The sequence below is a fragment of the Rhizobium sp. CB3060 genome (assembly GCF_025200735.1).
GTDB lineage: Bacteria > Pseudomonadota > Alphaproteobacteria > Rhizobiales > Rhizobiaceae > Rhizobium.
The window spans coordinates 3,082,950-3,108,035 of record NZ_CP104158.1; the positions used below are offsets into that span (position 1 = coordinate 3,082,950).

Annotated in this window: 26 protein-coding genes; 12 read left to right on the forward strand and 14 right to left on the reverse strand. The window is 61.0% G+C overall.

Annotated elements, in window-relative coordinates; genetic code table 11:
- Nucleotides 1-24: 24 nt before the first annotated feature.
- The 3 genes from N2601_RS14870 to N2601_RS14880 all read right to left on the reverse strand — a co-directional run bounded on the left by N2601_RS14870 (nucleotide 25) and on the right by N2601_RS14880 (nucleotide 2,943).
- Nucleotides 25-954 carry a prephenate/arogenate dehydrogenase family protein gene (locus N2601_RS14870; RefSeq protein WP_104824530.1) on the reverse strand — a complete coding sequence of 310 codons (930 nt, stop codon included), beginning with the start codon at nucleotides 952-954 and terminating at the stop codon, nucleotides 25-27.
- Complete coding sequence (gene hisC / locus N2601_RS14875) at nucleotides 951-2,060, reverse strand: histidinol-phosphate transaminase (RefSeq protein WP_104824531.1); 1,110 nt, start codon at nucleotides 2,058-2,060, stop codon at nucleotides 951-953. The genes N2601_RS14870 and hisC overlap by 4 nt, the downstream gene beginning before the upstream one ends.
- Before the next feature lie 103 nt (nucleotides 2,061-2,163).
- Nucleotides 2,164-2,943: a class I SAM-dependent methyltransferase gene (locus tag N2601_RS14880; protein ID WP_104825233.1), complete on the reverse strand. Its 780-nt coding sequence runs from the start codon at nucleotides 2,941-2,943 to the stop codon at nucleotides 2,164-2,166.
- Between the two features lie 53 nt (nucleotides 2,944-2,996).
- Here N2601_RS14880 and gloB point away from each other — a divergent pair, with 53 nt between their 5' ends.
- The 3 genes from gloB (at nucleotide 2,997) to N2601_RS14895 (ending at nucleotide 5,479) form a co-directional block, all read left to right on the forward strand.
- Nucleotides 2,997-3,767: a hydroxyacylglutathione hydrolase gene (gene gloB, locus N2601_RS14885; protein WP_104824532.1), complete on the forward strand. Its 771-nt coding sequence runs from the start codon at nucleotides 2,997-2,999 to the stop codon at nucleotides 3,765-3,767.
- The gene (locus N2601_RS14890; RefSeq protein ID WP_104824533.1) at nucleotides 3,767-4,192 is read left to right on the forward strand and encodes a cupin domain-containing protein; all 426 of its coding nucleotides are present in this window, start codon (nucleotides 3,767-3,769) and stop codon (nucleotides 4,190-4,192) included. Before gloB ends, N2601_RS14890 begins: the two co-directional genes overlap by 1 nt.
- 132 nt (nucleotides 4,193-4,324) lie before the next feature.
- A complete protein-coding gene (locus tag N2601_RS14895; RefSeq protein ID WP_104824534.1) occupies nucleotides 4,325-5,479 on the forward strand; it encodes an esterase in 1,155 nt (384 codons plus the stop codon).
- Nucleotides 5,480-5,500: 21 nt separating this feature from the next.
- On the opposite strand, the gene yddG is transcribed toward N2601_RS14895, so the two are convergent.
- Complete coding sequence (gene yddG / locus N2601_RS14900) at nucleotides 5,501-6,400, reverse strand: aromatic amino acid exporter YddG (protein ID WP_260303177.1); 900 nt, start codon at nucleotides 6,398-6,400, stop codon at nucleotides 5,501-5,503.
- A gap of 49 nt (nucleotides 6,401-6,449) precedes the next feature.
- On the reverse strand, nucleotides 6,450-7,226 hold the full coding sequence (locus tag N2601_RS14905) for a DUF3108 domain-containing protein (protein WP_104824536.1): 777 nt from the start codon (nucleotides 7,224-7,226) through the stop codon (nucleotides 6,450-6,452).
- A gap of 237 nt (nucleotides 7,227-7,463) precedes the next feature.
- On the opposite strand from N2601_RS14905, the gene rpmB reads away from it, so the two are divergent.
- Together rpmB and N2601_RS14915 are read left to right on the forward strand one after the other, a co-directional pair.
- Nucleotides 7,464-7,766 (forward strand): 50S ribosomal protein L28, encoded by a 303-nt coding sequence (gene rpmB, locus N2601_RS14910; protein ID WP_104824537.1) that lies wholly within the window; start codon nucleotides 7,464-7,466, stop codon nucleotides 7,764-7,766.
- A gap of 117 nt (nucleotides 7,767-7,883) precedes the next feature.
- Nucleotides 7,884-8,519: a queuosine precursor transporter gene (locus N2601_RS14915; RefSeq protein ID WP_104824538.1), complete on the forward strand. Its 636-nt coding sequence runs from the start codon at nucleotides 7,884-7,886 to the stop codon at nucleotides 8,517-8,519.
- A 47-nt stretch (nucleotides 8,520-8,566) separates the two neighbouring features.
- Here the strand turns inward: N2601_RS14915 and N2601_RS14920 are convergent, their stop codons facing one another.
- The 4 genes from N2601_RS14920 to N2601_RS14935 form a co-directional block, all read right to left on the reverse strand.
- Nucleotides 8,567-9,583, reverse strand: a complete 1,017-nt coding sequence (locus N2601_RS14920; protein ID WP_104824539.1) for an esterase-like activity of phytase family protein — start codon at nucleotides 9,581-9,583, stop codon at nucleotides 8,567-8,569.
- A 186-nt stretch (nucleotides 9,584-9,769) separates the two neighbouring features.
- Nucleotides 9,770-11,662: a cobaltochelatase subunit CobT gene (gene cobT, locus N2601_RS14925; RefSeq protein WP_104824540.1), complete on the reverse strand. Its 1,893-nt coding sequence runs from the start codon at nucleotides 11,660-11,662 to the stop codon at nucleotides 9,770-9,772.
- Between the two features lie 18 nt (nucleotides 11,663-11,680).
- Nucleotides 11,681-12,670: a cobaltochelatase subunit CobS gene (cobS, locus tag N2601_RS14930; RefSeq protein WP_104824541.1), complete on the reverse strand. Its 990-nt coding sequence runs from the start codon at nucleotides 12,668-12,670 to the stop codon at nucleotides 11,681-11,683.
- 309 nt (nucleotides 12,671-12,979) lie between these two features.
- The gene (locus N2601_RS14935) at nucleotides 12,980-13,600 is read right to left on the reverse strand and encodes a J domain-containing protein (RefSeq protein ID WP_104824542.1); all 621 of its coding nucleotides are present in this window, start codon (nucleotides 13,598-13,600) and stop codon (nucleotides 12,980-12,982) included.
- Nucleotides 13,601-13,705: 105 nt separating this feature from the next.
- On the opposite strand from N2601_RS14935, the gene N2601_RS14940 reads away from it, so the two are divergent.
- Nucleotides 13,706-13,993: a BolA family protein gene (locus N2601_RS14940; protein ID WP_104824543.1), complete on the forward strand. Its 288-nt coding sequence runs from the start codon at nucleotides 13,706-13,708 to the stop codon at nucleotides 13,991-13,993.
- Between the two features lie 4 nt (nucleotides 13,994-13,997).
- Here the strand turns inward: N2601_RS14940 and N2601_RS14945 are convergent, their stop codons facing one another.
- The 3 genes from N2601_RS14945 to N2601_RS14955 are packed head-to-tail and all read right to left on the reverse strand — an operon-like array spanning nucleotide 13,998 to nucleotide 17,025.
- On the reverse strand, nucleotides 13,998-15,308 hold the full coding sequence (locus N2601_RS14945; RefSeq protein ID WP_104824544.1) for an HlyC/CorC family transporter: 1,311 nt from the start codon (nucleotides 15,306-15,308) through the stop codon (nucleotides 13,998-14,000).
- Nucleotides 15,305-16,438 carry a 3-dehydroquinate synthase gene (gene aroB, locus N2601_RS14950; protein WP_104824545.1) on the reverse strand — a complete coding sequence of 378 codons (1,134 nt, stop codon included), beginning with the start codon at nucleotides 16,436-16,438 and terminating at the stop codon, nucleotides 15,305-15,307. Before aroB ends, N2601_RS14945 begins: the two co-directional genes overlap by 4 nt.
- The gene (locus N2601_RS14955; RefSeq protein WP_104825234.1) at nucleotides 16,435-17,025 is read right to left on the reverse strand and encodes a shikimate kinase; all 591 of its coding nucleotides are present in this window, start codon (nucleotides 17,023-17,025) and stop codon (nucleotides 16,435-16,437) included. Before N2601_RS14955 ends, aroB begins: the two co-directional genes overlap by 4 nt.
- A gap of 160 nt (nucleotides 17,026-17,185) precedes the next feature.
- Between N2601_RS14955 and N2601_RS14960 the strand changes: the two genes are divergently transcribed.
- The 5 genes from N2601_RS14960 to N2601_RS14980 all read left to right on the forward strand — a co-directional run bounded on the left by N2601_RS14960 (nucleotide 17,186) and on the right by N2601_RS14980 (nucleotide 21,076).
- A complete protein-coding gene (locus N2601_RS14960; protein ID WP_028754795.1) occupies nucleotides 17,186-17,353 on the forward strand; it encodes a hypothetical protein in 168 nt (55 codons plus the stop codon).
- A gap of 14 nt (nucleotides 17,354-17,367) precedes the next feature.
- A complete protein-coding gene (xerD, locus tag N2601_RS14965) occupies nucleotides 17,368-18,324 on the forward strand; it encodes a site-specific tyrosine recombinase XerD (RefSeq protein WP_104824546.1) in 957 nt (318 codons plus the stop codon).
- Between the two features lie 63 nt (nucleotides 18,325-18,387).
- Nucleotides 18,388-19,341 carry an acetyl-CoA carboxylase carboxyltransferase subunit alpha gene (locus N2601_RS14970; RefSeq protein ID WP_104824547.1) on the forward strand — a complete coding sequence of 318 codons (954 nt, stop codon included), beginning with the start codon at nucleotides 18,388-18,390 and terminating at the stop codon, nucleotides 19,339-19,341.
- A 231-nt stretch (nucleotides 19,342-19,572) separates the two neighbouring features.
- On the forward strand, nucleotides 19,573-20,850 hold the full coding sequence (locus N2601_RS14975) for a L,D-transpeptidase family protein (protein WP_104824548.1): 1,278 nt from the start codon (nucleotides 19,573-19,575) through the stop codon (nucleotides 20,848-20,850).
- On the forward strand, nucleotides 20,843-21,076 hold the full coding sequence (locus N2601_RS14980) for a sulfurtransferase TusA family protein (RefSeq protein ID WP_104824549.1): 234 nt from the start codon (nucleotides 20,843-20,845) through the stop codon (nucleotides 21,074-21,076). The genes N2601_RS14975 and N2601_RS14980 overlap by 8 nt, the downstream gene beginning before the upstream one ends.
- A gap of 191 nt (nucleotides 21,077-21,267) precedes the next feature.
- On the opposite strand, the gene N2601_RS14985 is transcribed toward N2601_RS14980, so the two are convergent.
- A complete protein-coding gene (locus tag N2601_RS14985; RefSeq protein WP_104824550.1) occupies nucleotides 21,268-22,461 on the reverse strand; it encodes a CobW family GTP-binding protein in 1,194 nt (397 codons plus the stop codon).
- 13 nt (nucleotides 22,462-22,474) lie between these two features.
- Nucleotides 22,475-23,641, reverse strand: a complete 1,167-nt coding sequence (locus N2601_RS14990) for a D-alanyl-D-alanine carboxypeptidase family protein (RefSeq protein WP_445944965.1) — start codon at nucleotides 23,639-23,641, stop codon at nucleotides 22,475-22,477.
- A 216-nt stretch (nucleotides 23,642-23,857) separates the two neighbouring features.
- Between N2601_RS14990 and N2601_RS14995 the strand changes: the two genes are divergently transcribed.
- On the forward strand, nucleotides 23,858-25,018 hold the full coding sequence (locus N2601_RS14995) for a M20 aminoacylase family protein (protein WP_104824552.1): 1,161 nt from the start codon (nucleotides 23,858-23,860) through the stop codon (nucleotides 25,016-25,018).
- Nucleotides 25,019-25,086: the final 68 nt, after the last annotated feature.

Consider the following 25,086-nt stretch of genomic DNA (forward strand, 5'->3'; position numbering starts at 1 on the left):
GCGGGGCGAAGGTTATGTCGATACCTACTTCTTCACATCCAGCGCGTGACGCCCGAAATCCGGGGCGTCGACGTCCTGGCCAGCCTCGACGATCGAGCGGCGGATGGCGCGTGTGCGGGTGAAGAGATCGAAAATCTTGTCGCCCTCTCCCCAGCGGATTGCCCGCTGCAGATAGGCAAGATCTTCCGAGAAACGCGCCAGCATTTCCAGAATGGCATCGCGATTGTGCAGGCAGACGTCGCGCCACATTGTCGGGTCGGACGCGGCGAGACGGGTGAAATCGCGGAAGCCGGAGGCGGAATATTTGATCACTTCCGATTCCGTCACCGTCTCCAGATCATCAGCCGTGCCGACGATGTTATAGGCGATGAGATGCGGCAGATGCGAAACGATCGCCAGCACCTTGTCGTGATGGGTGGCATCCATCTCATCGACGCGCGAGCCGAGCGCTTCCCAGAAATGGCGAAGCCTTTTGACGGCGGCCTCGTCGGTGCCGGGGATCGGCGTGAAGATGCACCAGCGCCCTTCGAACAGCCCGGCAAACCCGGCGTCAGGCCCGGACTTCTCCGTGCCCGCAATGGGGTGGCCGGGAATGAAATGCACATTGCTCGGCATATGCGGCTGCATCTGCGCGATGACGGACGCCTTGGTCGAGCCGACGTCGGTGACGATGGCGCCGGGCTTCAGATGCGCGGAGATTTCCGCCGCAACGCTTCCCGATGCGCCGACCGGCACGGAGACGATGACGAGATCGGCATCCCCAACGGCTTCGGCCGACGATTGCGTATAGCGGTCGCCGAGTTCGAGTTCTTCGGCACGCTTCAGCGTCTCGGCGCTTCGCGTCGAGATCACTACTTCCTTGGCGAGGCCGAGCCGCTTGATGTCATAGGCGATCGACGAGCCGATCAGGCCGATGCCGATCAGCGCGATACGGTCGAACTGCATGCTGCTCATGCCTTGCGCCCCATGAATTCGGTCAGGGCATCGATGACGCCCAGATTAGCCTCTTCCGTGCCGATGCTCATGCGCAGCGAATTCGGGAAGCCGTAGGCACGCACCGCACGCAGGATATAGCCGCGGCTGGTCAGGAACTCGTCGGCATCGGCAGCACGCTTGCCCTCGATATCGGGGAAGTGAACAAGCACGAAGTTGGCGACCGACGGCGTCACCTCGAGGCCGATCGATTCGAAGGCCTTCGTCACTTTCTCGATCCACAGCGTATTGTGCGCCACGGCCTTCTGGGTGAAGGCCTGGTCGCGGATGGCGGCCGCACCGGCGGCAATGGCTGCCGCATTCATGTTGAACGGGCCACGCACACGGTTCAGCGCATCCACCACATCGGCCGGCCCATACAGCCAGCCGACGCGCAGCGCCGCAAGCCCGTAGATCTTCGAGAAGGTACGGGTCATGACGACATTGGGATTAGAGGAGACAAGCTCGAGGCCGGCTTCATAATCGTTGCGGCGGACATATTCGGCATAGGCAGCGTCAAGCACGAGGATAACATGCTTCGGCAAGCCCGCCTGCAGACGGCGGATTTCGCTGACCGGCACATAAGTGCCCGTCGGGTTGGCCGGATTGGCGATGAAGACGATCTTGGTCTTGTCGGTTACAGCGGCAAGAATCGCGTCGACATCGACAGTACGATCCTTCTCCTTGACCGTCACCGGCGTTGCGCCTGCGGCCAGGATCTGGATCTTGTAGATCAGGAAGCCGTGCTCGGTGATGATGCCTTCATCTCCGGCGCTGAGATAGACATGGCAGAGCAGGCCGAGCAGCTCATCGGAACCGTTGCCGCAGAGGATATTGGCGGTGTTCAGGCCGTGAATGTCGGCGATCGCCTGACGCAACTCCGTGGCCTGCCCGTCCGGGTAGCGTTCCAAATGCTCGCCGGCTGCGCGGAAGGCTTCGATGGCCTTGGGGCTTGCACCGAACGGCGTCTCGTTCGAGGAGAGCTTGAACACCCGCGCCACGCCCGGCGCATGCTCCTTGCCCGGCACATAGGCGGCGATATCGAGAATGCCGGGGCGCGGGACGGGCTTGCTCATTTCCATGCTCATGGGATCGACCTTGGGAAGGGCCGGAAAATTCCGGCTTTAGACATCTCGTGGCATTAATGCGGATTGACGAATTTGTCGAGTGTTTGCCAGTTGGCAAGCCTGCTCATGCACCGTCGCGCGTCGTCGGTATGCCGCGCGGCGCCAGCACCGGCACGAAGACGCGGCGCGAGGCGCGGACGGCGACCGGCAGGCCCTGGTAAAGCCGCTTCTGCGCCTCGACGATGATGACGCCGGAAAAAGCCGGCCAGAGCGTACGCCCGATCCGTTCGAAGGCGCGTCTGAGCCGCAGGACGGTGCGCAGCTTCGAGGGCGGAAAGAACAGCGCCTCGGCGGTCGCACCCGGCGTAAAGTTGGTCTCTCGCAGCAGTGAAGTAAGCTGCCCTCGCGAATAGGGCCGACCGGAGCCGAAGGGTGTATGCTCCATGCGCGCCCATACGCCCGTGCGGTTCGGCACGACGATGACGAGCCGGCCGCCAGGCGCCAGCACGCGCCAAAGCTCCTTCAGCGTCTCGCGCGGGCTTTCGGCGAATTCCAGCGAATGCACCATCAGAACCCGGTCGATGGAACTGTCCGGCAGTGGCAATTCCTCGTCGAAGATCAATGCTGTCGCCGAAACCGAATCCACCGGCCAGTTCACGGCGCCCTGCCCGGCCGGCATGAAGGCGAAAGTGCGTTCGGTGTCGGCGCGGAAACGATCGAGATAGGGAACGGCATAGCCAAGGCCGACAAGCCGTTCTTCCGGCAGCCGCGACCAGATCGAGGAAAGCGCCATGGCGATAGACTGCTCGGCCAAGCGCCCAAGCTCGGAATGATAGAATTGGCGGAGATCGACGATATCGGCGTGCATCGCCACAAATGTTATCAGCCACCCGTTGGACTTCAAGGCCGAACCGCCTACATTCCGATTCAAGCGCATCGATAAGGACTATTTCGACCATGAAACCCTTGGAATTAGAGGTATTTATCTGCCGCTCAGACAATTTCGGCGTGCTCGTCCATGATCCAGAAAGCGGCTACACGGCGTCGATCGACGCGCCTGAAGCAGAGCCTATCCTGGCGGCCGCCAAGCGTCGGGGCTGGACGATCACCCACATCCTCACCACCCATCACCACACCGATCATGTCGAGGGCAATCTGGCGCTGAAGGAGCAATTCGGCTGCGAAATCATCGGCCCGATCAATGAAGCAGTCGCCATTCCCGGCCTCGACCGCGCCGTCAGCGACGGTGACACCTTCGAGTTCGGCGATCATACCGTCAACGTCATCGAGACACCGGGCCATACGGCTGGTCATGTCTGTTACCACTTCGAGGATGACAAGCTGCTTTTTGCCGCCGACACGCTCTTTGCGCTCGGCTGCGGCCGGCTGTTCGAGCGGCCGGCGGCGGATATGTGGGCATCCCTCCAGAAGCTCGCCGTATTGCCGGACGAAACGGCAATCTATTTCGGCCATGAATATACGCTGTCCAACGCCCGCTTTGCCGTTACCATCGATCCCGACAATGAAAGGCTGAAGGCGCGCGCCGCCGATATCGAGGCGCTGAGGGCCGAAGGCAAATTCACCATTCCGACGACGCTCGCGCTGGAGAAAGAAACCAATCCCTTCCTGCGCGCCGCCGATCCATCGATCCGCAGGAATCTGCTGATGGAAAGCCGCAGCAACGAGGAAGTCTTTGCCGAAATCCGCAAGCGCAAGGACAATTTCTGATGCGGCCGGAAGAGATCATCGAGGCACTTTCCATGCAGCCGCATCCGGAAGGCGGCTGGTATGTACAGACGTTCCGCGACGAGCATGGCGGCAACCGCGGCCATTCGACCGCGATCTACTATCTGCTACAGGCGGGCGAACGCTCGCATTGGCATCGGGTGCGCGACGCCGCGGAGGTCTGGCACTACTATGCCGGCGCACCGCTTGCGCTGTATCGCTCCGCCGACGGCAAAACGAGCGAGACGATCGTCCTCGGCGTCGACCTCGCAAAAGGCGAGCGTCCGCAGGCGATCATCCCCGCCGATTGGTGGCAGGCGGCCGAAACTCTCGGCGATTTCACCCTCGTCGGCTGCACGGTCGCGCCGGGCTTCGAATTTTCCAGCTTCGAAATGGCCGCTCCCGGCTGGAAGCCTTCATCAGACTGAACTTTTCCCGTTCTTTGATATCACGTACGACCCAAGGTGGCTGCTTTGCGGACAGCCGCCTTGAAAAACCTTCGCACTGCCGCAGCTTTACACGGGGAGAGAGAAATTGGTTGATGTGGAGGAGATTTTTTCGTGCGCTTGTTGTTCCCCGTGTTTGTTCTGGCGGGCTGTGTCATGAGCCTTCCCGCCGCTGCCCTTGACGCTCCCGCCGCACCGCCGGCGGAACGTCCGCTGAAGGAATTCGTCACCTCCGTCGGCAAAGACGGATCGATCACCTTCCGCCTCTACGCTCCTTCGGCAAAAGCCGTCACCGTCGTTCTCGGCTCGCACAATCCGATCGCGCTGCAACGCGGCGATGACGGCATATGGGCTGCCAAGACCGAGCCGACGAAGCCCAACCTCTATGAATACTATTTCAACGTCGACGGCTTTCGCAGCATCGATCCCGGCACAAATTCGCCCAAGCCGCAGCGGCAGGTGAATACCAGCCTCATCCTCGTGCCCGGCAGCATCCTCGATATTCGCAATGTTCCGCACGGCGACCTGCGATTGGTGACACTACATTCCAAAGCGCTCGATTCGGAGCGCCAGATGTATGTCTACACACCGCCCGGCTATAGCAATCCGACGAAGCCACTACCCGTGCTCTATCTCTATCACGGCTTCGGCGACACGGCCGCATCCTGGATTGCGCAGGGACGGGCACCCCAGATTCTCGACAATCTGCTGGCGGAAAAGAAGATCGAGCCGATGATCGTCGTCATTCCGGACACGGAAACCGACGTGCCGGATGCGGTTGCGGAGAATTTCCCCGCCGCCGAACGCCGGAAAAACTTCTATCCGGCAAATGCCGAAGCAGCGGATCGAGAACTCATCGAGGATCTCATCCCCTATATGAAAAACCATTACCAGGTGCGCAGCGATGCTGACGGACGTGCGGTCGCCGGCCTGTCGCAGGGCGGATACCAGGCGCTCGTTTCCGGCCTCTCGCATCTCGGCACCTTCGGCTGGGTCGCGACCTTCAGCGGGGTGAGCACGACCACCGTGTCGAACAAGGCCGTTGACGCAGCTTTGAGCGGCCCTGACAAGGTCAACAAGCTACGCAACTTCACGGTGACGGTTGGAAGCAAGGACCAGGTCGTCGGCAAGGACGTCGCCGGCCTGAAGGCGATGCTCGAAGAGAAGAAAATCAAACACGACTATCAAGAATACCCGGACCTCGGGCATGAGATGGATGTCTGGCGGCCGTCGCTGATCGCATTCCTGCAAAAAGTCTTCAAGGAATAGGCGGCAACGACCGGAGCGGAGCTATTGCGCCGCTTCCGCCTGTGCCGGGCCGGTATTGTCCCGGCGCAGGATCATCCTGTGCGCTGCCAGCACCGCCCCGCCGGTGACCAGAATGCAGGCAAGCGCGATGCTCCAGCTAGGTTCGGCAAAGCCGAACAAAGTGAGGATCAGCGTCGAGAGCAGCGGTGCAGCATAGCTCGCCGCGCCGAGAATCTGGATATCGCCGTTTTTGACGCCGTAATCCCAGGCATAGAAGGCAGCGCCTACCGGAAAAAGCCCGAGCCCGAATACCGCAATCCATTGCGACGCCGCTTCCGGCCAGATCGTATCCTCCAGGCCAAGATGGCAGACGAGGGAAAGGGCTGATGTCACCAGACAGAAGATAGTGACGACATCGGTCGATACCGCCTCGAACCGGCGGGTGATCAACGAATAGCCGGACCAGGTGAAGGCGCAGAGAAATGCCGCACCGTAGCCGATGGCATGGGCACCCTCGAAGTGAAACCCGTTGCGGCCGACGATCAGCACCGTGCCAGCAAGACCCATCAGCGCGCCGACGATATGGTACCAGCGCAGCCGCTCGCCCGGCAGGAGCGCCGAGCCGACCACGATCAGCAACGGCCAGAGATAGGCGATCAGCCCCGCCTCGACCGCCGGCGCATGGCGCAGCGCGGTGAAATAGAGGAAATGATAGCCGAACAGCCCGGCGATGCCGGTGATCCAGACCTTGGCCGGCTGGCGCAGCAACTGCAGGCGCTCCGGCCTCAAGGCGAGAACAACGATGCCGGGGATGCTGCCGATGGCGAAACAGATGGCGAGCAATTGAAACGGCGGCATCTTACCCGATGCCACCGTCAGCAAGGCCAGAAACGACCACATCACGATGGCCGCAAATCCCGTCAATGTTGCGCGAAACTTCAAGTCGGCCCCCAGTCTGTCGCCGCGGGCTCTTTCCGAATCGAAAGCCCGTCTAGCTACCGTATTTCACGGCAGTAATCGTCACCGTCCCGTATTGCGTCGGGATACGGACGTAGACAGGCGCATATACATTCATGGCATCAGCCTTGGCAAACCAGATCTCCATGCCGTCGCTCTTGGCGAGATAGAGATAATCCTTGCGCGTTCCCTTATAGCCGCTCTTCGGCGTGAAGCGTACGCCACAGGCAATCGTCTTGCCCTTGAAACCATCCGTCGAAAACGGGTGCGATCCCTTCGGCGACAGTTTCAGATCCATGCGCATCTCGCCGTCGAAGACAGGCAAGGTCTGATTGCAGAGGTTGAGATTGGCGGTCGCTGGAAAGATCATGCCGGAAATCGGATCGAGTACCGAGTGCAGATCTCCGTTGCTGAGCGGAATCCAGCTTTGCGGCCGCTTCGGCTCCGGCGTGATCGTATTCGACGTCACATTGCCATCGGTATAGGCGACATCATAGGTGCGTTCCTTCTTTCCGCTCTTGTAATAGAGAGTGTAATGCGTCGCCTGCAGCTTGTTATCGCCGACCGTGCCGGTCACATCGGTTTTCGCATCGATCGACGTGACGAGATCGGCAAGGCCCGCCGACGTAATATCGCCCCGGATGGTAAACTGCTTATCCTTGACCTCGGTCTTGAAATCCGCCCTCGCGATCGGAAAACCGGCGAGCGACACGCGATACTGTGTTTCATGCCGCAGTTCCTCGGCCGATGCCGCCAAGGGCATCGACGCCAGCAGGGCCGAAACAAAAAGCCACCTTCCAAAATGAACCATGACCAAAGCCTTCAACAAAGAGCAGACAGCATATATAGGCGCTTTATGCCCTTGCTGCGACAATCAGAAAACAGCAGCTTTTTGACGGAATTGCGGGAAAGCTCAAGGTTTGGCTTGACGTAGCCGGTCGCTCTGACTATAGAACCGCAACTTTCCAATTATGGCCTGTTGGATTGCGCGCCGGGTTTTGCCCGGGATGACTATCCGATGGCCAAGAAAAACAAAAGTAGGTGTACTATGTCCCGCATGTGCGAATTGACCGGCAAGGCCGTCCTCGTGGGCAACAATGTCAGCCACGCCAACAACAAGACCAAGCGTCGGTTCCTGCCGAACCTCTGCCAGGTCACGCTGATTTCTGACGTTCTTGGCCAGCGTTATCGTCTGCGCGTTTCCGCTGCAGCACTCCGCTCGGTCGAGCATCGCGGCGGTCTCGACGCTTTCCTGATCAAGGCAAGCGAAAACGAGCTCAGCATGCGCGCCCGCCTGCTGCGTCGCCAGATCGTCAAGAAGACCGCTGAAGCTGCTGCCGTAGCAGCCTAAGCTTCCGCGCTTCTAGAAATAATACGGGCTGAAAGGCTTGCACGGATAACCTCCGGACAAGCCTTTTTCCATGCCCGGTTTGTTCCTCGAACTGGTGGCATCACCCAGGATAAAAAAATGCTGACGTCACGCTATACGCTTGTCTACGTTCTGCTGATGACGCTCGTCGTCGTCGCCTCCAACATCCTCGTGCAGTATCCGCTGCAGGCTGAGCTCGCCGGTATCAATCTCGCCGACATCCTGACCTGGGGCGCTTTCACCTATCCCGTCGCCTTCCTGATCACCGACCTGACCAACCGCCAGTTCGGGCCGAAGGCCGCGCGCAAGGTGGTCTTCGCCGGCTTCGTCGTCGGCGTTACGCTATCTTTCTTCACCGCACAGCCGCGTATCGCGATCGCCTCCGGCTCAGCCTATCTCGCTGGCCAGCTTCTCGATATCTCGGTCTTCAACCGCCTGCGCCGTATGGCCTGGTGGCGCGCGCCGCTGTTCGGTTCGCTGATCGGCTCGATGCTGGACACGGTGATGTTCTTCTCCTTCGCCTTCGCGCCCTTCTTCGTCTTCTTCGGCCCCAACGATCCCTTCGCAATCGACTGGGCGCCAATTCTCGGCACTTTCTCGACCTCGGCGCCGCGCTGGATTTCCTGGGCGATCGGCGATTTCTCGGTGAAGATGACCGTCGGCTTGGTCATGCTGCTGCCCTATGGCGCGCTGATGAACGTGTTGAAGCCGACGCAGCCGGTCCGCGCCGCGTAAACAGCTACCCATGCGATTTCATGAAAGCCCGCAAGTCGCGGGCTTTCTCATTTCTGGCTGACCAGCTTCTCATCCCTCAGCCGGAATTCCAGCATCAGGCTTCGCTGCAGGATCGAATGATTGTCGTCGGAGACCATGATCAGGTGGATCGCGCCATCGGCGGCGCGGAAGGCGTCCAGTCCTTCCATATTGTCGATCTGCAGATTGGACCCTGCCTGGAAGATGACGTTGCCGTCGACGACCGCGCCCGGCTTGATATCGCCGCCCGCGATGCGGCGGATACGTACGCCGATACCGTGCGCCAGATCGAAGCGCCGCTCCAGCAGCAGTAGATCGCCGTCGGGTAGGAAAACACCGTCGCTGGCGTCGAAATCGTCGTAATGGCGCACGGTAAAGCGGCCCTTCAACGGTCCGTCCAGAATCGCCGCCAGCATGTTCCCCTGATCGTCCAGGCTGCGCTCCGCGACGATCACCGCTGCTCCCGCAAGCGGGCTCGATTGCGGTGCAGTCATCAGGGCTTCCAGGCTGCGGTTGCCGCGCAATAGTTTCTTCGGAATTAGGATCGGAACGCTGCCGTCGGGCGGAGAAGTCTCGAAACCAGGATCGGGATAGGTGTCGACGCGATGATTCTGCTCATAGCTGACGAGCACATGGTTTCCCCGCAGCGCCAGCCCTTCCGCATCCATCGCGCCTTTGCCGGCATCCGTCTCGCCGAAGCGATCGATCATCGGCATGATGTGGGCATCGACAATGCGCCTCAGCCTGCCGTCCTCATCGCGCTCGATGGCCCCCGTCAGCCAATGACCGGTATCCAGGACCGAAACGAAATGACGCTGATCAGGACGGAAGCGGATGGCGGAGAGGGCGCCGAGAAGTGCGTTGCCGGAGCTGAGTTCAAGACCGCCGAGAAATTCGAGCGCACCGAACCGTGTCTGTTCGGAACCGGGCTTGAATGCCGTTATCGCCGTCGCGTGTATTTCCGCCGGCCCACCTTCCGACGTATCCATAGAGCCGCAGCCGGCGAGCAGCATCACAAGCATGGTCGCGCGGCAAAGGCGTTTCATGGGCTCTCACGGGGCCTTGCAACTAGAGCAATTCCAGGAAAAGTGCGTAGCGGTTTTCCGTCCGGAATTGCGTTAAAACAAAGAGATGGAGCAGTTCAGCGATTCCGTGAAGCGATGAACAGCTCTAGGCGGAAAATCGGCGGAAGCACCGGCCGGAAGGCCGATACAGGTTGGACTATAGGCTGTTCAGCTTGCGCGACGCATACGCGGCAGGCTGGCCTGATCCTCAAACAGCGATGCGAGCTGTTCGGTCATGGCGCCAGCCAACTCGTCGGCATCGACGATCGTCACGGCGCGGCGATAATAGCGAGTGACATCATGGCCAATGCCGATTGCCAGCAGCTCCACGGGCGACCGCGTCTCGATCTGCTCGATCACGGCGCGCAGGTGCCGCTCCAGATAGTTGCCCGGATTAACCGACAGCGTCGAATCATCGACCGGCGCGCCGTCCGAGATCATCATCAGGATGCGGCGCTGCTCGCGGCGGCCGAGCAGGCGGTTATGGGCCCAGATCAGCGCCTCGCCGTCGATATTTTCCTTGAGCAGGCCTTCGCGCATCATCAGGCCGAGATTGGTTCTCGCCCGTCGGTAGGGCTCGTCGGCCGATTTGTAGATGATGTGGCGGAGATCGTTGAGCCGGCCGGGCGTCTGCGGCTTGCCGCCGGCGAGCCATTTCTCGCGTGCCTGTCCGCCCTTCCAGGCCTTGGTGGTAAAGCCGAGGATTTCGACCTTGACACCACAGCGTTCCAGCGTGCGCGCCAGAATATCAGCGCAGGTCGCGGCGACGGTAATCGGCCGGCCGCGCATGGAACCGGAATTGTCGATCAGCAGAGTCACGACCGTATCGCGGAATTGCGTGTCGCGCTCCATCTTGAAGGAGAGCGCCTGCATCGGATCGATGATCAGGCGCGTCAGGCGCGCCGGATCGAGATACCCCTCTTCCAGGTCGAAATCCCAGGCGCGGTTCTGCTGCGCCATCAGCCGGCGCTGCAGGCGGTTCGCAAGCCGCCCTACGGCGCCCTGAAGATGCGCGAGCTGCTTGTCGAGGAAGGCACGCAGGCGCTCGAGCTCCACCGTGTCGCAGAGTTCCTGCGCCGTGGTCGTCTCGTCGAACTCCTCGGTGAAGACGTGGTAGTCGACCTTTTCGTTGAAGTCGGCGAAGGGCGTATTCGGACGGCGGGTCTCTCCCGGCGTTTCCGAATCCTCTTCGCCCTCTTCGCTCATGTCGTCGTCGGAGATTTCGGCGCCATCCATCTCGCCGTCGTCCATCTGCTCATCGGAAGCTTCGCTGTCCTCGGCAGGCGCGGAGTCGGAACCGTCGTCGCTCTCGACGTCCTGATCATCCTGATCTTCGCCGCTCGGCTTGTCCTCCTCGGCAGACTCCTCATCGGAATCCGGCTCCATGTCCTCGTCGCCGTATTCCTCGGCCATGTCCATGGCCGTGAGCATATTGCGGACGACGCGGGCGAAGCTCTGCTGGTCGTTGATGGCAGAAAGCAGATTGTCGAGTTCGCCGCCGGTCTTGTCCTCGATAAAAGGACGCCAGAGGTCGAGCACCTTGCCGGCGCTTTCCGGCGGCCGCTGACCGGTCAGCTTCTCGCGCACGATCATCGCCATGGCCTCGCCGATCGGCGCGTCTTCCTGCCGCTCGATACCGGAGAAATTCGCCTTGGCGTATTTCTCCGAATTCATCGAATTGAGGTTGGCCGCCATGCCGCTCATGCGCAATGCCCCGATCGATTCCACGCGGGCCTGTTCGACGGCATCGAAGATGGAGCGCGCCTCGGCGCCCTGCGGCGCCATGGTGGCGTGGACGCGGGCGTCGTGGCAGGCAAGCCTCAGCGCCATGGAATCGCCAAGGCCGCGCGTCACCGCCAGCTCATGCGCCGTCGGCCGCTTCGAAAGCTCCGGCAGGCGAATGCGCTCGCCCGTCATCCCCGGGCGTTCGTTGGCGAAGGCCACTTCGACCTCGGCATCGCCGGCGATCGAGCGCACGCAGCCGGTAATCGCCCGACGCAACGGCTCCATGTCCACCGGAGCGCCCGGCTTCGCTTTGGAATTGTCTCCGCGACCTGCCATGACTTGCTGGCTCTTCTCTTAGGCTTCGAGCACGATGTTGGCGGCGCTTTCCTTCAGCTCGACGCCGAAAGCGCGCTGATATTGCTCGGCGACCAGCGGCCGCTCCAGCTCATCGCACTTGTTGAGGAAGGTCACACGGAAGGCAAAGGCGACATCGCCGAAGATTTCCGCATTTTCCGCCCAGGTGATGACCGTACGCGGGCTCATGACGGTGGAAAGATCGCCGTTCATGAAGGCCGCGCGGGTCAAATCGGCGACGCGCACCATCTTGGACACGGTATCGCGGCCTTTCTCCGTGCGGAAAGACTTTACCTTCGCCAGCACGATATCGACTTCGTTGTTGTGCGGCAGGTAGTTCAGCGTCGTCACGATCGACCAGCGGTCCATCTGCGCCTGGTTGATCTGCTGCGTGCCGTGATAGAGGCCCGTCGTATCGCCGAGACCGATGGTGTTGGCGGTCGCAAACAGGCGGAAGGCCGGGTGAGGACGGATAACACGGCTCTGGTCGAGCAGCGTCAGGCGGCCGGACGATTCCAGCACGCGCTGGATGACGAACATGACATCCGGGCGGCCGGCATCGTATTCGTCGAAGACGAGCGCGACATTGTGCTGATAGGCCCAGGGCAGAATGCCGTCCTTGAATTCGGTGACCTGCAGGCCGTCCTTGACGACGATGGCATCCTTGCCGACGAGGTCGATACGGCTGACATGGCTGTCGAGGTTGATACGCACGCATGGCCAGTTAAGGCGGGCTGCGACCTGCTCGATATGCGAGGACTTGCCGGTGCCGTGATAGCCGGAGATCATCACGCGGCGGTTATGGGCAAAGCCGGCGAGGATGGCGAGCGTCGTCTCGCGATCGAACAGATAGTCGGTGTCGAGGTCGGGCACATAGGCATCGCCCTTGCTGTACGCCGGAACGCGGATATCGGAATCGATTCCAAAGACTTCACGGACCGAAACGGTCGTGTCGGGAAGCTCGGAAATATCAAGGTCAATCTTGCTCATCATGTCTCCAAGGCGGGCGACTGTCACCCAGCCATATCAATCTCAGCTTTTTTCATCCGTGACGCCGCAGCTTATTGTCCGCATCCGTCCGGTCGGGACATCGGCGATACTTCTCCGGGACTGAAGCGAAACCTCGGCGCGATGAAATGATCGCTTACGAGCATTCTGGAACTGAGTCCCGGACAAGAAACGCCGCGCCCGGAAAGTTGACCGAGGTGCAGCCAGCCAAAAGCGCACCTTGCCGCAGTCGCCTGCGGCCTCAGCCGATTTGGACCATACCTGATTGAAGACGGAGAGCAAGGACAGGAATTAACAAAAACCGTTCTGCTTCAACAATTGATAGGCCTGAATGACCGCGCGAAACCGTTCCTCCGAGCCGCGATCGCCGCCGTTGGCGTCCGGATGGTGCTTTTTCACCAGTTCCTTGTAACGGCTCTTGATCTCGGCGCTGGTGGCATTGGCACCCAGCCCCATCGTGTCGAAGGCTTTCGCCTCGAGCGTCTTCAACTTGCGCTCCTGGGGGAAGCGCGGACCGCGTCCCTGCCCCTGCCCGTCCTTGACGAAACCGAAGGGATCGCGAACGCGGGAATAGGAACCGGAGCGGATGTCGGATTGCAGCGGGCTGTTGCGGGCCGACTTATTGACGCCGACGGTCCAGGTCGGGCGATGACCGGTGATGGCTTCCTTCTGGTAACGCGCGATCTCACCGTCCGAGAGGCCGGAGAAATAATTGTAGCCCTTGTTGTAATCTTTGACGTGCTCGAAGCAGAACAAAAAGAACTGCCCTTCCGCATTGCGCCCGACCGGCGCACGATGCGTACCCTTTTTGTCGCAGCCGTCCCATTGGCACGTCGGCGGAGCCTGTTCGGCCTCCGGCTCGCGCTTGCGGCGGGTTCGAATGCGATCGAAATATTTTGAATCGAGTCTCATGGCGCCCTAATTATGGGGCCTCAGCCACCCCACAACAAGAATTGACAAATGGGAATGTTGCAGGCTTTGTGAAACCTTTTTCGCGAACGAGGTGACGGCGGGAATATGGAAACGACGCTTCAATCCCGCATTGAGAAAAAGCTCAACGACGCCTTCGCGCCCGAGCGTCTCGCTGTCATCAACGAAAGCCATATGCATGCCGGCCATCAGCCCGATATGACCGGAACGGGCGAAACTCATATAAGGGTTCGCATCGTCTCCGCCAAGTTCGCCGGCATGACACGCCTTGCCCGCCATAGGGCAATAACCGAGCTTTTGAAGCCGGAACTCGATGCCGGCCTCCATGCCCTGGCCGTGGAGCCGGCAGCACCGGGCGAAGCGGTGCGGTGGTAACCAGCTACTCCGGCTTCCCCTCTTCCGTTTCCGCTGGCCTGATCCTGATCTTGGTGATGCGGTTCTTCTCCCGCTTCATGACGATGAAGCGCTTGCCGTAGAAGGTGAACGCCTGGCGCTCTTCCGGAATGGTCATTGATTCGTGAATGACGAGGCCGGCGATCGTCGTTGCCTCCTCGTCCGGCAGATCCCAATCGAGGGCGCGGTTCAGATCGCGAATCGGCACGACGCCATCGACGACGATCGAACCATCGGCCTCCTGCCGCACGCCCTGAATATCGAGATCGTGCTCGTCGGCAATATCGCCGACGATCTCCTCCAGAATATCCTCCAGGGTGACGATGCCCTGCACTTCGCCATATTCGTCGACGACGACGGCGAAATGCTGCTTGCGGCGCAGGAAGGCATTGAGCTGATCTTCGAGATTGGTGCTGTCGGGCACGAACCAGGGCTTCTGGGCGATCTTGACGATATCGAGGTTTTCTGGCTCGACATTCCGCTCCGCCAGCGCCCTCAACAGATCCTTGGCATGCACGACGCCGATGATGTTGTCGATCGTACCGCGCCAGAGCGGCATGCGCGTATAGGGGCTGTCGAGAATAGCCCTCACCACGACTTCCGGCGGATCGTCGGCATTGATGGCGCGCATTGCCGTGCGATGGACCATGATGTCGGAAAGCTCCAGCTCGCCGAGATCGAGCACACCGCCCAGCCGGTCGCGGTCCGCCTTGACCACCGAACCTTCGCGATGCAGCAGATCGACGGCGCCGCGCAATTCGTCATACGCCGACAGCATCGACACTTCCCTGGAGAGATTGACACCGAAGATGCTCAGTATCTGACGCACGATGGCGTTGACGACGCTCGACACCGGCCCGACGACGATGACGAAGAGACGTATCGCACCGGCGACATTCAGCGCGAAGCGGTCCGGCGTCGCAATGGCCCAGCTCTTCGGCAGAACCTCGGCGAAAATGACAAGGATGACTGTCATGGCGGCAGTGGCGATCGCCACACCGGAGTTGCCGAACAGGCCGAGGAACAAGCTGGTCGCAAGCGACGACGACAGAATGTTGGCGAGATTGTTGCCGATCAGCAGCGCGCCGATCAACCGGTCGCGACGCTCGATCAGCAGCCGCACGATGCCGGCGCGGCTGTCACCGTTGGCTTCCAACGTGTGGATGCGGCTACGCGAAGCCGCCGTCAGCGCCGTCTCCGAGCCGGCGAAAAAGGCCGAAAGCAGCACCAGCGCGATGATCGAGATGATCTCGGGCCAATATTCCCACAGAACAGCCAGGGTGCTTTCGACCGTCATTGCGGATGTTTTTCCCTTAGGAAACTGAGAACTTCGGAGGAAGGAACGTCATCGGCGACGAAGGATTGCCCGATGCCGCGGGTCAGGATGAAGGTTAGCTTGCCGCTCTTGACCTTCTTGTCCTGGGCTATCGCGTCCATCAGTACCTCGGCCGGCGGCAGCTCGCCCGGAATGTCGCCCATCCGCGTCGGCAGGCCGACCGCCTTCAGGTGCGTCTCGACTCGGTTCGCGTCGTCGGGGCTCGCCAGATTGAGGCGCGAAGAAAACTCGTGCGCCAGCACCATGCCGATCGAAACACCCTCGCCATGCACCAGCCGCCGGCTGTCATAGGCGGTGGCCGCCTCCAAGGCATGGCCAAAGGTGTGGCCGAGATTGAGCAGCGCCCGCGGACCGTTTTCGCGCTCGTCGGCAACGACGACGTCGGATTTTGCCTGGCAGCTCGCAGCAATCGCCTCGATGCGCGCCTCGCCGCCGGAGAACACCTCTTTCCAGTTGGCTTCCAGCCAGGCGAAGAAATCCGGCTTGTCGATCAGGCCGTATTTGGCAACCTCGGCATAGCCGGCGCGGAATTCGCGTTCGCTGAGCGTATTCAGCACGTCGGTATCGGCGAGCACGAGATCGGGCTGATGGAAGACGCCGACAAGGTTCTTGCCGTGGTGGGTATTGATGCCGGTCTTGCCGCCGACAGAAGAATCCACCTGCGACAGCAGCGATGTCGGCACCTGCACGAACCGGACGCCGCGGCGCACGATGCCGGCAGCAAAGCCGGCGAGATCGCCGATCACGCCGCCACCAAGCGCGATGACGGCATCGTTGCGCTCGACACGGGCGGTCAGCACGGCATCGCAGACGGCCATCAGATGCTCGAAGCTCTTGGTCTTCTCGCCGGCCGGCAGCACCAGCTTCGACGGCTGAATACCGGCTTCTTGAAGGCTCGCAATCAGGGCATCGAGATAGAGCGGCGCGACATTTTCGTCCGTAATGACAGCCGCTCTGCGGCCCTTCAGCCTTGCTGCGATTTCCTTGCCGGCGCGCGCAATCAGGCCAGGGCCGATCAGAATGTCATAGGCGCGCTCGCCGAGGGGCACGCGGACGAGACGCTCGGCCGATGCCGATGGGATCGCATTCATGGTGTCTTGCTTTCTTCTTTCCCCTCGACGATGGCAGCAAGGACTTCCTTGACCATAACTTCCTTGCCCACATCGCGGGACAAAACCGTGAGATCGGCTTCCGCATAGATCGGATAGCGCGCATTCATCAGCTTTTCGAGGGTCTGCTTCGGATTTTCGGTTTTAAGCAGCGGTCGCGTATCGCGCTTGTTGACCCGCTCCCAGAGCACGTCGAGATCGGCTTTCAGCCAGACCGACAGGCCGCTGCGTTTGACGTGCCGGCGCGTGCGGTCGTTGATGAAGGCGCCGCCGCCGGTGGAAACGACGCGAGGGCCGCCCTTAAGCAGCCGCTTGATCACCCGCGTCTCCAGCGCCCGGAATTCGTCTTCGCCGTAGGCCTCGAACAGCTCGGCGATCGTCATGCGCGACACGCGCTCGATCTCGATATCCGTATCGACGAAGGGAATGCCGAGCTGATGCGCGACCAGCCGGCCGACCGAGGATTTTCCGGCCCCCATCAACCCGACGAGGACAAGATTGCGCGTACCCAATACGGCACGCGCTCTGTCTCTAAGGCTTTCTGCAAGGGTCAGTACTTGTTCACTCATCGGCCCATTCACAATTTGTTTGGAAACGGTATCGTCAAATGCGCCTGTAGCGTCAAGACGCCGCAACATAAACATGTCTGCAATATCCTTCGGCTAACGCTTGTCGGATATGATTACAGTATAGCGTCGGACCAATGATTGGGACGAGGAGAGTTTCTGAATGCCGACCCTGTTTCGCTTCCTTGTCATCTGTGCGGTGATCGCCGGATCGGTCTATGGAGCAATGTGGGCCCTTGTGCTCTTCGTCGATCCGCAGCCGCGTGATGTGACGATCCGCATACCGTCTGAGCGCGTCAACCCGCCGGCGACCGGTTCGGTGAAGCCGTGAGCGCGGAGTTTGCCGTGAAGGACCTGGGCCGCGTCCATATGGAAGCCTTCCTCGAAATGATGAGCGCCGAACGCGGCGCGGCGGTCAACACGCTGCAGTCCTACGAGCGCGACCTCGACGATCTCCATTCCTTTTTGTCCGAGCGCAACGTCCGCCTGACGGAAGCGGCATCGAACGATCTCGGCGCCTATCTCTCCGGTCTTTCCCGCCAGGGCTTCAAGCCTTCGTCGCAGGCCCGCCGCCTGTCGGCCATGCGCCAGTTCTATAAATTTCTCTATGCCGAGGGTCTGCGCACCGATGATCCCACCGGCATTCTCGACGCGCCGAAGAAAGGCCGCGCCCTGCCGAAGACCATGGGTGTCGACGAGGTGACGCGCCTTCTCGCCCAGGCCGAACACGAAGCTGCCGTCGAAGGTCCCGATCAATTGCAGCATCTGCGCATGCTGGTTCTGCTGGAGCTGCTCTATGCCACCGGCATGCGCGTCAGCGAACTCGTTTCCCTGCCGGCGAAAGTCCTGCACCAGGAAGGGCGCTTCCTGATGATCCGCGGCAAGGGCAACAAGGAGCGGCTGGTGCCGCTGTCGCAATCGGCGATCGCTGCGCTGAAGACCTATGGCCGCCGACAGGCGCTGGAGGTGGCAAAGGCCAAGCAGCCCGCCCCGGAAAGTCCATGGCTCTTTCCCGCGGCCTCCAAGCAGGGCTATCTGCCGCGCCAGGTCTTTGCGCGGGATTTGAAGGATCTTGCCATTCGCGCCGGGCTGACGCCCTCTTTGATCTCACCGCATGTCATGCGCCATGCCTTTGCCAGCCACTTGCTCGCCAATGGCGCGGACCTCCGCGTGGTGCAGGAACTTCTTGGCCATTCCGACATTTCGACCACACAAATCTACACACATGTGCTGGAAGAACGGCTTCACCAACTGGTGCAAACGCATCACCCCCTTGCCAAACAGGCCAAAAAACGGGAATAGGACCGGCACACAGGCTATACGTGCCGTCTCTCGTCACGGGCAAAAGGATCGGAAACGCACCTCATGCACAATTATCTCGACTTCGAAAAACCCATCTCGGATCTCGAAGGCAAGATTCACGAGCTGAAGAAACTGGCAAGCGAAGACGAGAGCATCGATACGTCCGACGAAGTCGGCCGGCTCGAAATTCGCGTCCGCGAAGCCATGGCCGATATCTATTCGAAGCTCAATGCCTGGCAGAAGACGCAGGTCGCCCGTCATCCGCAGCGCCCGCATTTCGTCGATTATGCCGGCGCGCTGTTTACGGAATTCACGCCGCTCGCCGGCGACCGCAAGTTTTCCGAGGATGCCGCCATCCAAGCGGGCTTTGCCCGTTTCCGCGGCCAGCCGATCGCCATCATCGGCCAGGAAAAGGGCAATGACACCAAGACGCGCCTGAAGCACAATTTCGGCAGCGCCCGTCCCGAGGGCTACCGCAAGGCGATCCGCATCCTGGAAATGGCCGATCGCTTCGGATTGCCGGTTGTTACCCTGGTCGACACGGCCGGCGCCTATCCCGGCGTCGGCGCCGAAGAGCGCGGCCAGGCGGAAGCAATTGCCCGCTCCACGGAAATGTGCCTGGGCGTCAAGGTGCCGATCATCTCGGTCGTCATCGGCGAAGGCGGGTCGGGCGGCGCAATCGCGATTGCCACCGGCAACCGCGTCTATATGCTCGAACATTCGATCTACAGCGTGATTTCACCCGAAGGTGCCGCCTCGATCCTCTGGCGCGATTCCACCCGTGCCAAGGAAGCAGCCACCAATATGAAAATCACGGCCGAGGATCTGAGGGGGCTCGGCATCATCGATGGCATTATCCCCGAACCGCTCGGCGGCGCGCATCGCGATCCGCAGACCGTGATTGCGGCGACGGGCGACATGATTTCCAACGCGCTCGGCGAACTTTCCAGCCGTTCGGGCGAACAATTGCGCAGCGACCGCCGCCAGAAATTCCTCAATATGGGTCGCAATCTCTAACTTCAGTTAGAGACTCGTGATCTCTCAAAACGGGAATGAGGCCAAATCTTGGCCACATTCTTGTTATCGAAACGCTTATGACAAAGAAAAGCTTGCGGCCATGCCGCGGGCGCGTCATAGGCTGGTAAGGAATTGTCAAGTATAAGCCGTCTATGATTCTGTTTCATGTTTCGATTGGGGGCGGCGAAACAGATCGTGCAGCCGCTCTTCGTGTCTATGGGCTAAGTCAGAATGCGCTTCCGTCACCTCGCCTATGTTTCCCTGATGGCGCTGGCTCTCGCCGGCTGTAACGACACGCTGGAATCCGCGTCGGTCGATCTGTCGACGGTGAAAAACAAGGTCGAGCAGCCGCTTCCGAGCCACATCCTTGCCGACATGACGAAAAAGGGCATGGACCGCAATTCGCCGATCATGATCCGCATCTTCAAGGAAGAAGGCGTGATGGAGATCCTCAAGGCGAACCAGAGCAATCGCTTCGAGGTCATCGCCGATTACAAGATCTGCGCCTGGTCTGGCCGTCTTGGCCCGAAGGTGAAGGAAGGCGACCGGCAAGCGCCGGAAGGCTTCTACATGCTGACGCCGGCCAACCTCAATCCGAATTCCAAATATTATCTCGCCATCAACACCGGTTTTCCGAACCGTTATGACGCGGCCAATGGACGCAGCGGCGCCAATCTGATGATCCATGGCGCCTGCTCGTCATCGGGCTGCTATTCGATGACCGACCAGCAGGTGCTGGAAATCTATGCCTTCGCGCGCGACGCGTTCAAAGGCGGCCAGAAGGCGATCCAACTCGAGGCCTTCCCCTTCCGCATGACCGCGGAAAACATGGTCAAGCATCGCCTCAGCCCCAATATCGAATTCTGGAAGATGCTGAAGGTCGGCTACGACAATTTCGAAGTGACGAAGCGTCCGCCGGAAGTTGAGGTCTGCGAGAAGAAATACGTCTTCAACCAGCAGGCCGCCGGCCCCTTCAACGCCGGCGGCAAATGCCCCGTCATGACCACCCCGCCGGCCCTGCAGACCGCGCTGCTGAGCCACGACAAGCAGTATGACGCCGACTACAGCGCCGCTCTGAAGAAATACGACGGCATGGCCTGGTACGACCCGACCGAAGCCGAACGCAAGGCTGTCGTCGCCAAGCAGCGCAAGGGCCACGATCTCGCCTATGCACCGACCGGCACCGCACTTGCGGCCGGCAAGATGATGAAAGTGGCCGATCTGGAGACGATGATGTCCAACCAGTCGGCGCAGCAGGTCGCCCGTGGCACCACCGTCGCCAATCCGACGACCGCAAGCATCCGCATGGCCGGCAACGGCCTTGCCACGCAGCCGGCGGCTCCGGCCGGCGGCCCCGTGGTCGCCACGGCCGTCCCGGCGAACGTGCCGATCCCGATGGCAAACCCCATGGTCAATCCGCTCGCCTATGCACCCCCGCCCGTCGAAACAGCCCAGACCGAGCCGGCCAAGAAGCCGCCCTTCTGGAAGTTCTGGGCCAAGAGTGAATAGCCTGACCGACGAGGTTTACGATCTGCGCGGGCTGAAATGCCCGTATCCGGCGATCAAAACGGAAAAACGCCTGCGCGGCATGCCGAGCGGCGCGGTTTTGACGGTGGAGACGACGGACCCGCTTGCCGTCATCGACATTCCCCATCTCTGCAACGAGCAGGGCCATACCTTGCTCACAAGCGAAAAAACCGAACGCGGCCATCGCTTCGTGATCCGCAAGGGATAGCGATTTTCACCTGGAGCGCATCTTTGCTCTACCTTCTCCCCAACGGGGAGAAGGTGCCCGAAGGGCGGATGAGGGGATCCGCGACGCGGGCCTTGAGCGGTAAGCGAAAGGCAATTCTCCTTACGGTGCAACGCCCCCTCAACCGCGCTGACGCGCTACCTTCTCCCCGTCGGGGAGAAGGTAAAGGCGCCTCAGAACCGCATCCCCGGCACGGCGAGCGGATTGTCCTGAAGTGCGGCGCGATCCGGCGTGTCGACACGCGGCTTGCTCAGGAACGCATCGAACAAGCCCTTCACGAAATCCTCGGGCAGATCCTTGGTGATGATCACCATGCGCGTGCGCCGGTCGTCGGGATTGGGCCAGGCGGGCAGGCGCACCGGCGGATGGAAAATATTCTGCACGCCATGCAGTACGACCGGACGTTCCGGCCTGTCGGACATGGCAACGATGGCTTTCATCCGCAGCAGCTTTTCGCCATGCGCGGAACGCAGGAGGTCGATGAACATTTCCAGCGCGATCGGGTCAATCGGTTGGCTCTCGACGATCGAGAAAGAGCGGATCGACTCGTCGTGACGGTTCACATCATGATCGTGCTGATGCCGATGGCCATGATGATGGTGGCCATGGCGATGATGGCCGTGCCCCTCGTGATGATGGTGGTGATCGTCCCCATGGTCGTGATGATGGTGATCATGGTCATCATCAGCCTCGAGCTCGTCTCGCAGCCAGCGGCCGACATCGGCGATCTTGGACGCCGGATCGTAAAGGCCGTTGACGAGAATGGCGGCATGGCCCGCCTCGTTGCTGTCGGCGTTCAAGATTTGCGCCCGCGGATTGAGCGCCCGCAACCGGCTCTCCAGCATGTCGACGGAAACGGCGCCTTCCAAACCGGTCTTGGAGACGATCAGCCGGTCGGCGACTGCCACCTGCTTGCGCGCCTCTTCGTGATTGTCGAGCGTCTGCAACCCATTGACCGCATCGACGATGGTGATCACGCCATCCAGGTCGAAATTGGCGGCGATGATCGGATTGCCCATGATCGACTGCATCACCGGCGCCGGATCGGCAAGGCCGGTCGTTTCGACGACGACGCGCTTCAGCGGCCGGATGCGGCCGGTCTGCATGGCGTCCATCAGATTAGCGAGCGTATCCACCAGCTCGCCGCGCACCGTGCAGCAGAGGCAGCCATCGGAGAGCTCGATGATGGAATCGCCGGAGCTTTCGACCAGCAGGTGGTCGATGCCGACATCGCCGAATTCATTGATGATGACAGCGGCGTCCCGCATCTCCGGATCCTTGAGGATGCGGTTCAGCAATGTCGATTTACCGGCCCCGAGAAAACCGGTCAGGATCGAAACCGGCACCCTCTCCTGCGGAACGCTCATGGTTCAGGTCCGATCAGTAAGTGGGGCGCGGCATGGGAATGGGTATGCCGGTGACATCGCCCGTGGCGGCAATCTTGTCGCCCTTCACGGCCTTGTCGCCCTTTGCCGTCACATCGTCCTTGTCGCCTTTGCTCGCGGTCGCGACGTCCTGACCGCCGATCAGGCCGGCATAGACGAAATTCGGCTCGTGATCCATTTCATGGATGTAGGGCGACTGTACCTTTGTGCGGCCGGTGGGATCACGGGTTTCGCTGCGGTGTTGTGCGCCCTTGGCGCTGCAGATGTCGGCAGTGACGTCGGCAACCTCGTCCTGGCCGGTTCCATAGGGCTGCAGGCTTGCCAAGGTGTCCCGCCCGGAGAACTGGTTCTCGAAACCCTTTTCCAGGAAATTGGCGGAATCGTCGGCGCGTGCGGCAAGGCTGTCCGTTCCGAGAACGACGGAGACCAGGGTGCGGCCGTTGCGAGTGGCCGAGGCGATCTGGTTGAAGCCGGAAGCGCAGATGAAACCGGTCTTCATGCCGTCTGCGCCGTCGAAGCGGCCGATGAGCATGTTGATGTTCTGCACCTGCTTGACGCCGTTGGTGAAGCCTTCCAGCGAGAAATAGCCGGCATATTGCGGGAACTCGCGGCGCAGCGCCACGCTGACAACGGCAAGATCGCGCGCCGTGGTGTACTGACCCTTGCCCGGCAAGCCGTTGGGATTGATGAAATGCGTGTCACGCATCCCGAGGCGGGCGGCTTCCGCATTCATGCGCGCGACAAAGCCCGGCTCGGAACCGCCAACCGTCTCGGCGATCGCCATGGCAAGGTCATTGGCGGATTTGATCAGCATCATCTTCAGGGCGTTGTCGAGCGTCAGCTTCTGCCCCGGCTTGAAATACATCTTCGCCGGCGGCTGCGAGGAGGAAAGCTTGGACATGACGACGGGCGTATCGAGCGTGACCTGGCCGGACTGGAGGGCGCGGAAGGTGACATAGACCGTCATCAGCTTGGTCAGCGAGGCCGGATACCACTTTCTGAAGGCGTCTTCATGATCGAGCACGCGGCCGGTGCTGACATCGACGAGAATATGCGGATTTGCCTCGGCCACATGCGCGGTCGACAGGAAAAGCATGGATACGGCTGCGGCCATGGGAACCAGCCGCAGGGCGGCATACAAACGATTCTGCTTCGTCAGCACGGTCTATCCTTCAGAAGTCCGGAATTTTCTCGAAAGCTCCCCCTATTTAACCTATATGGCTAAGAGAAGGCAAAGGCGATTGACGACTTTATTGCCAACGGATCACAGCCTTGTGATCACGCGCACGGCATCAAAAAGTGCGATGTGATATTGAGGGTTGTGCGCCGGATGAAATTGCTAAACCGAATCCGATATTGAGCAGCAGGAAAAATCAGCATGCCGATTTTGAACAGAGCCGCCGAACTCCAGGACGAAGTGACGGAATGGCGCCGCTATATCCATACGAGGCCTGAGCTGATGTATGCGGTGGAAAACACCGCCGCCTTCGTCGCCGAAAAGCTCAAGGCATTCGGCGTCGACGAGGTCGTCACCGGCATCGGCCGCACCGGCGTCGTCGGCCTGATCCGCGGCAAGGGCGAAGGCCGCACCGTCGGCCTGCGCGCCGACATGGATGCCCTGCCGCTCACCGAAATCACCGGCAAGCCCTGGGCTTCCGAGACACCCGGCAAGATGCATGCCTGCGGCCATGACGGCCACACCGCCATGCTGCTGGGCGCCGCGAAATATCTCGCCGAGACCCGCAATTTCAACGGCAACATCGCCGTGATCTTCCAGCCGGCCGAAGAAGGCGGCGCCGGCGGCGACGCCATGGTCAAGGACGGCATGATGGAGCGCTTCCGGATCGAGGAAGTCTACGGCATGCACAATCTGCCGGGGCTGCCGGTCGGCCAGTTCGCCATCCGCAAGGGCGCGATCATGGCGGCGACCGACGAATTCACGGTCACGATCAAGGGCCGCGGCGGCCACGCCGCCATGCCGCACAAGACGATCGACCCCATCGCCATCGGCGCGCAGATCATCACCAACCTGCAGCTCATCGCCTCGCGCAGCGCCGATCCGCTGAAATCGGTGGTCGTCTCCGTCACCAAGTTCAATGCCGGCAACGCCTATAACGTCATTCCGAACGACGCAAGCTTCGTCGGCACCGTGCGCACGCTCGACGCGGAGATCCGCGACCTTGCCGAGCAGCGCTTCCGGCAGATCGTCAGCGGCATTGCCGCCAGCCACGATGCCGAAGCGGAGATCCAGTTCCACCGCAACTATCCGGTCACCGTCAACCACGCCGACGAGACCGAGCACGCGATTGCCGCCGCACGCGACATCGCCGGTACTGCTAATGTCATCCCCAACATCGATCCCATGATGGGCGGCGAGGATTTCTCCTACATGCTGAACGCCCGCCCCGGCGCCTTCATCTTCGTCGGCAACGGCGACACCGCCGGCCTGCACAACCCGGCCTACGACTTCAACGACGAAGCCATCGCCCACGGCATCTCCTATTGGGTCCGCCTCGCCGAACAGCGCCTCAACGCCTGAGACGCCACCCTCTTTCCGTGCGCCTGACCACGGCGCACGGCCCCGCAAAAGCAGATTGTCTCCAGGAC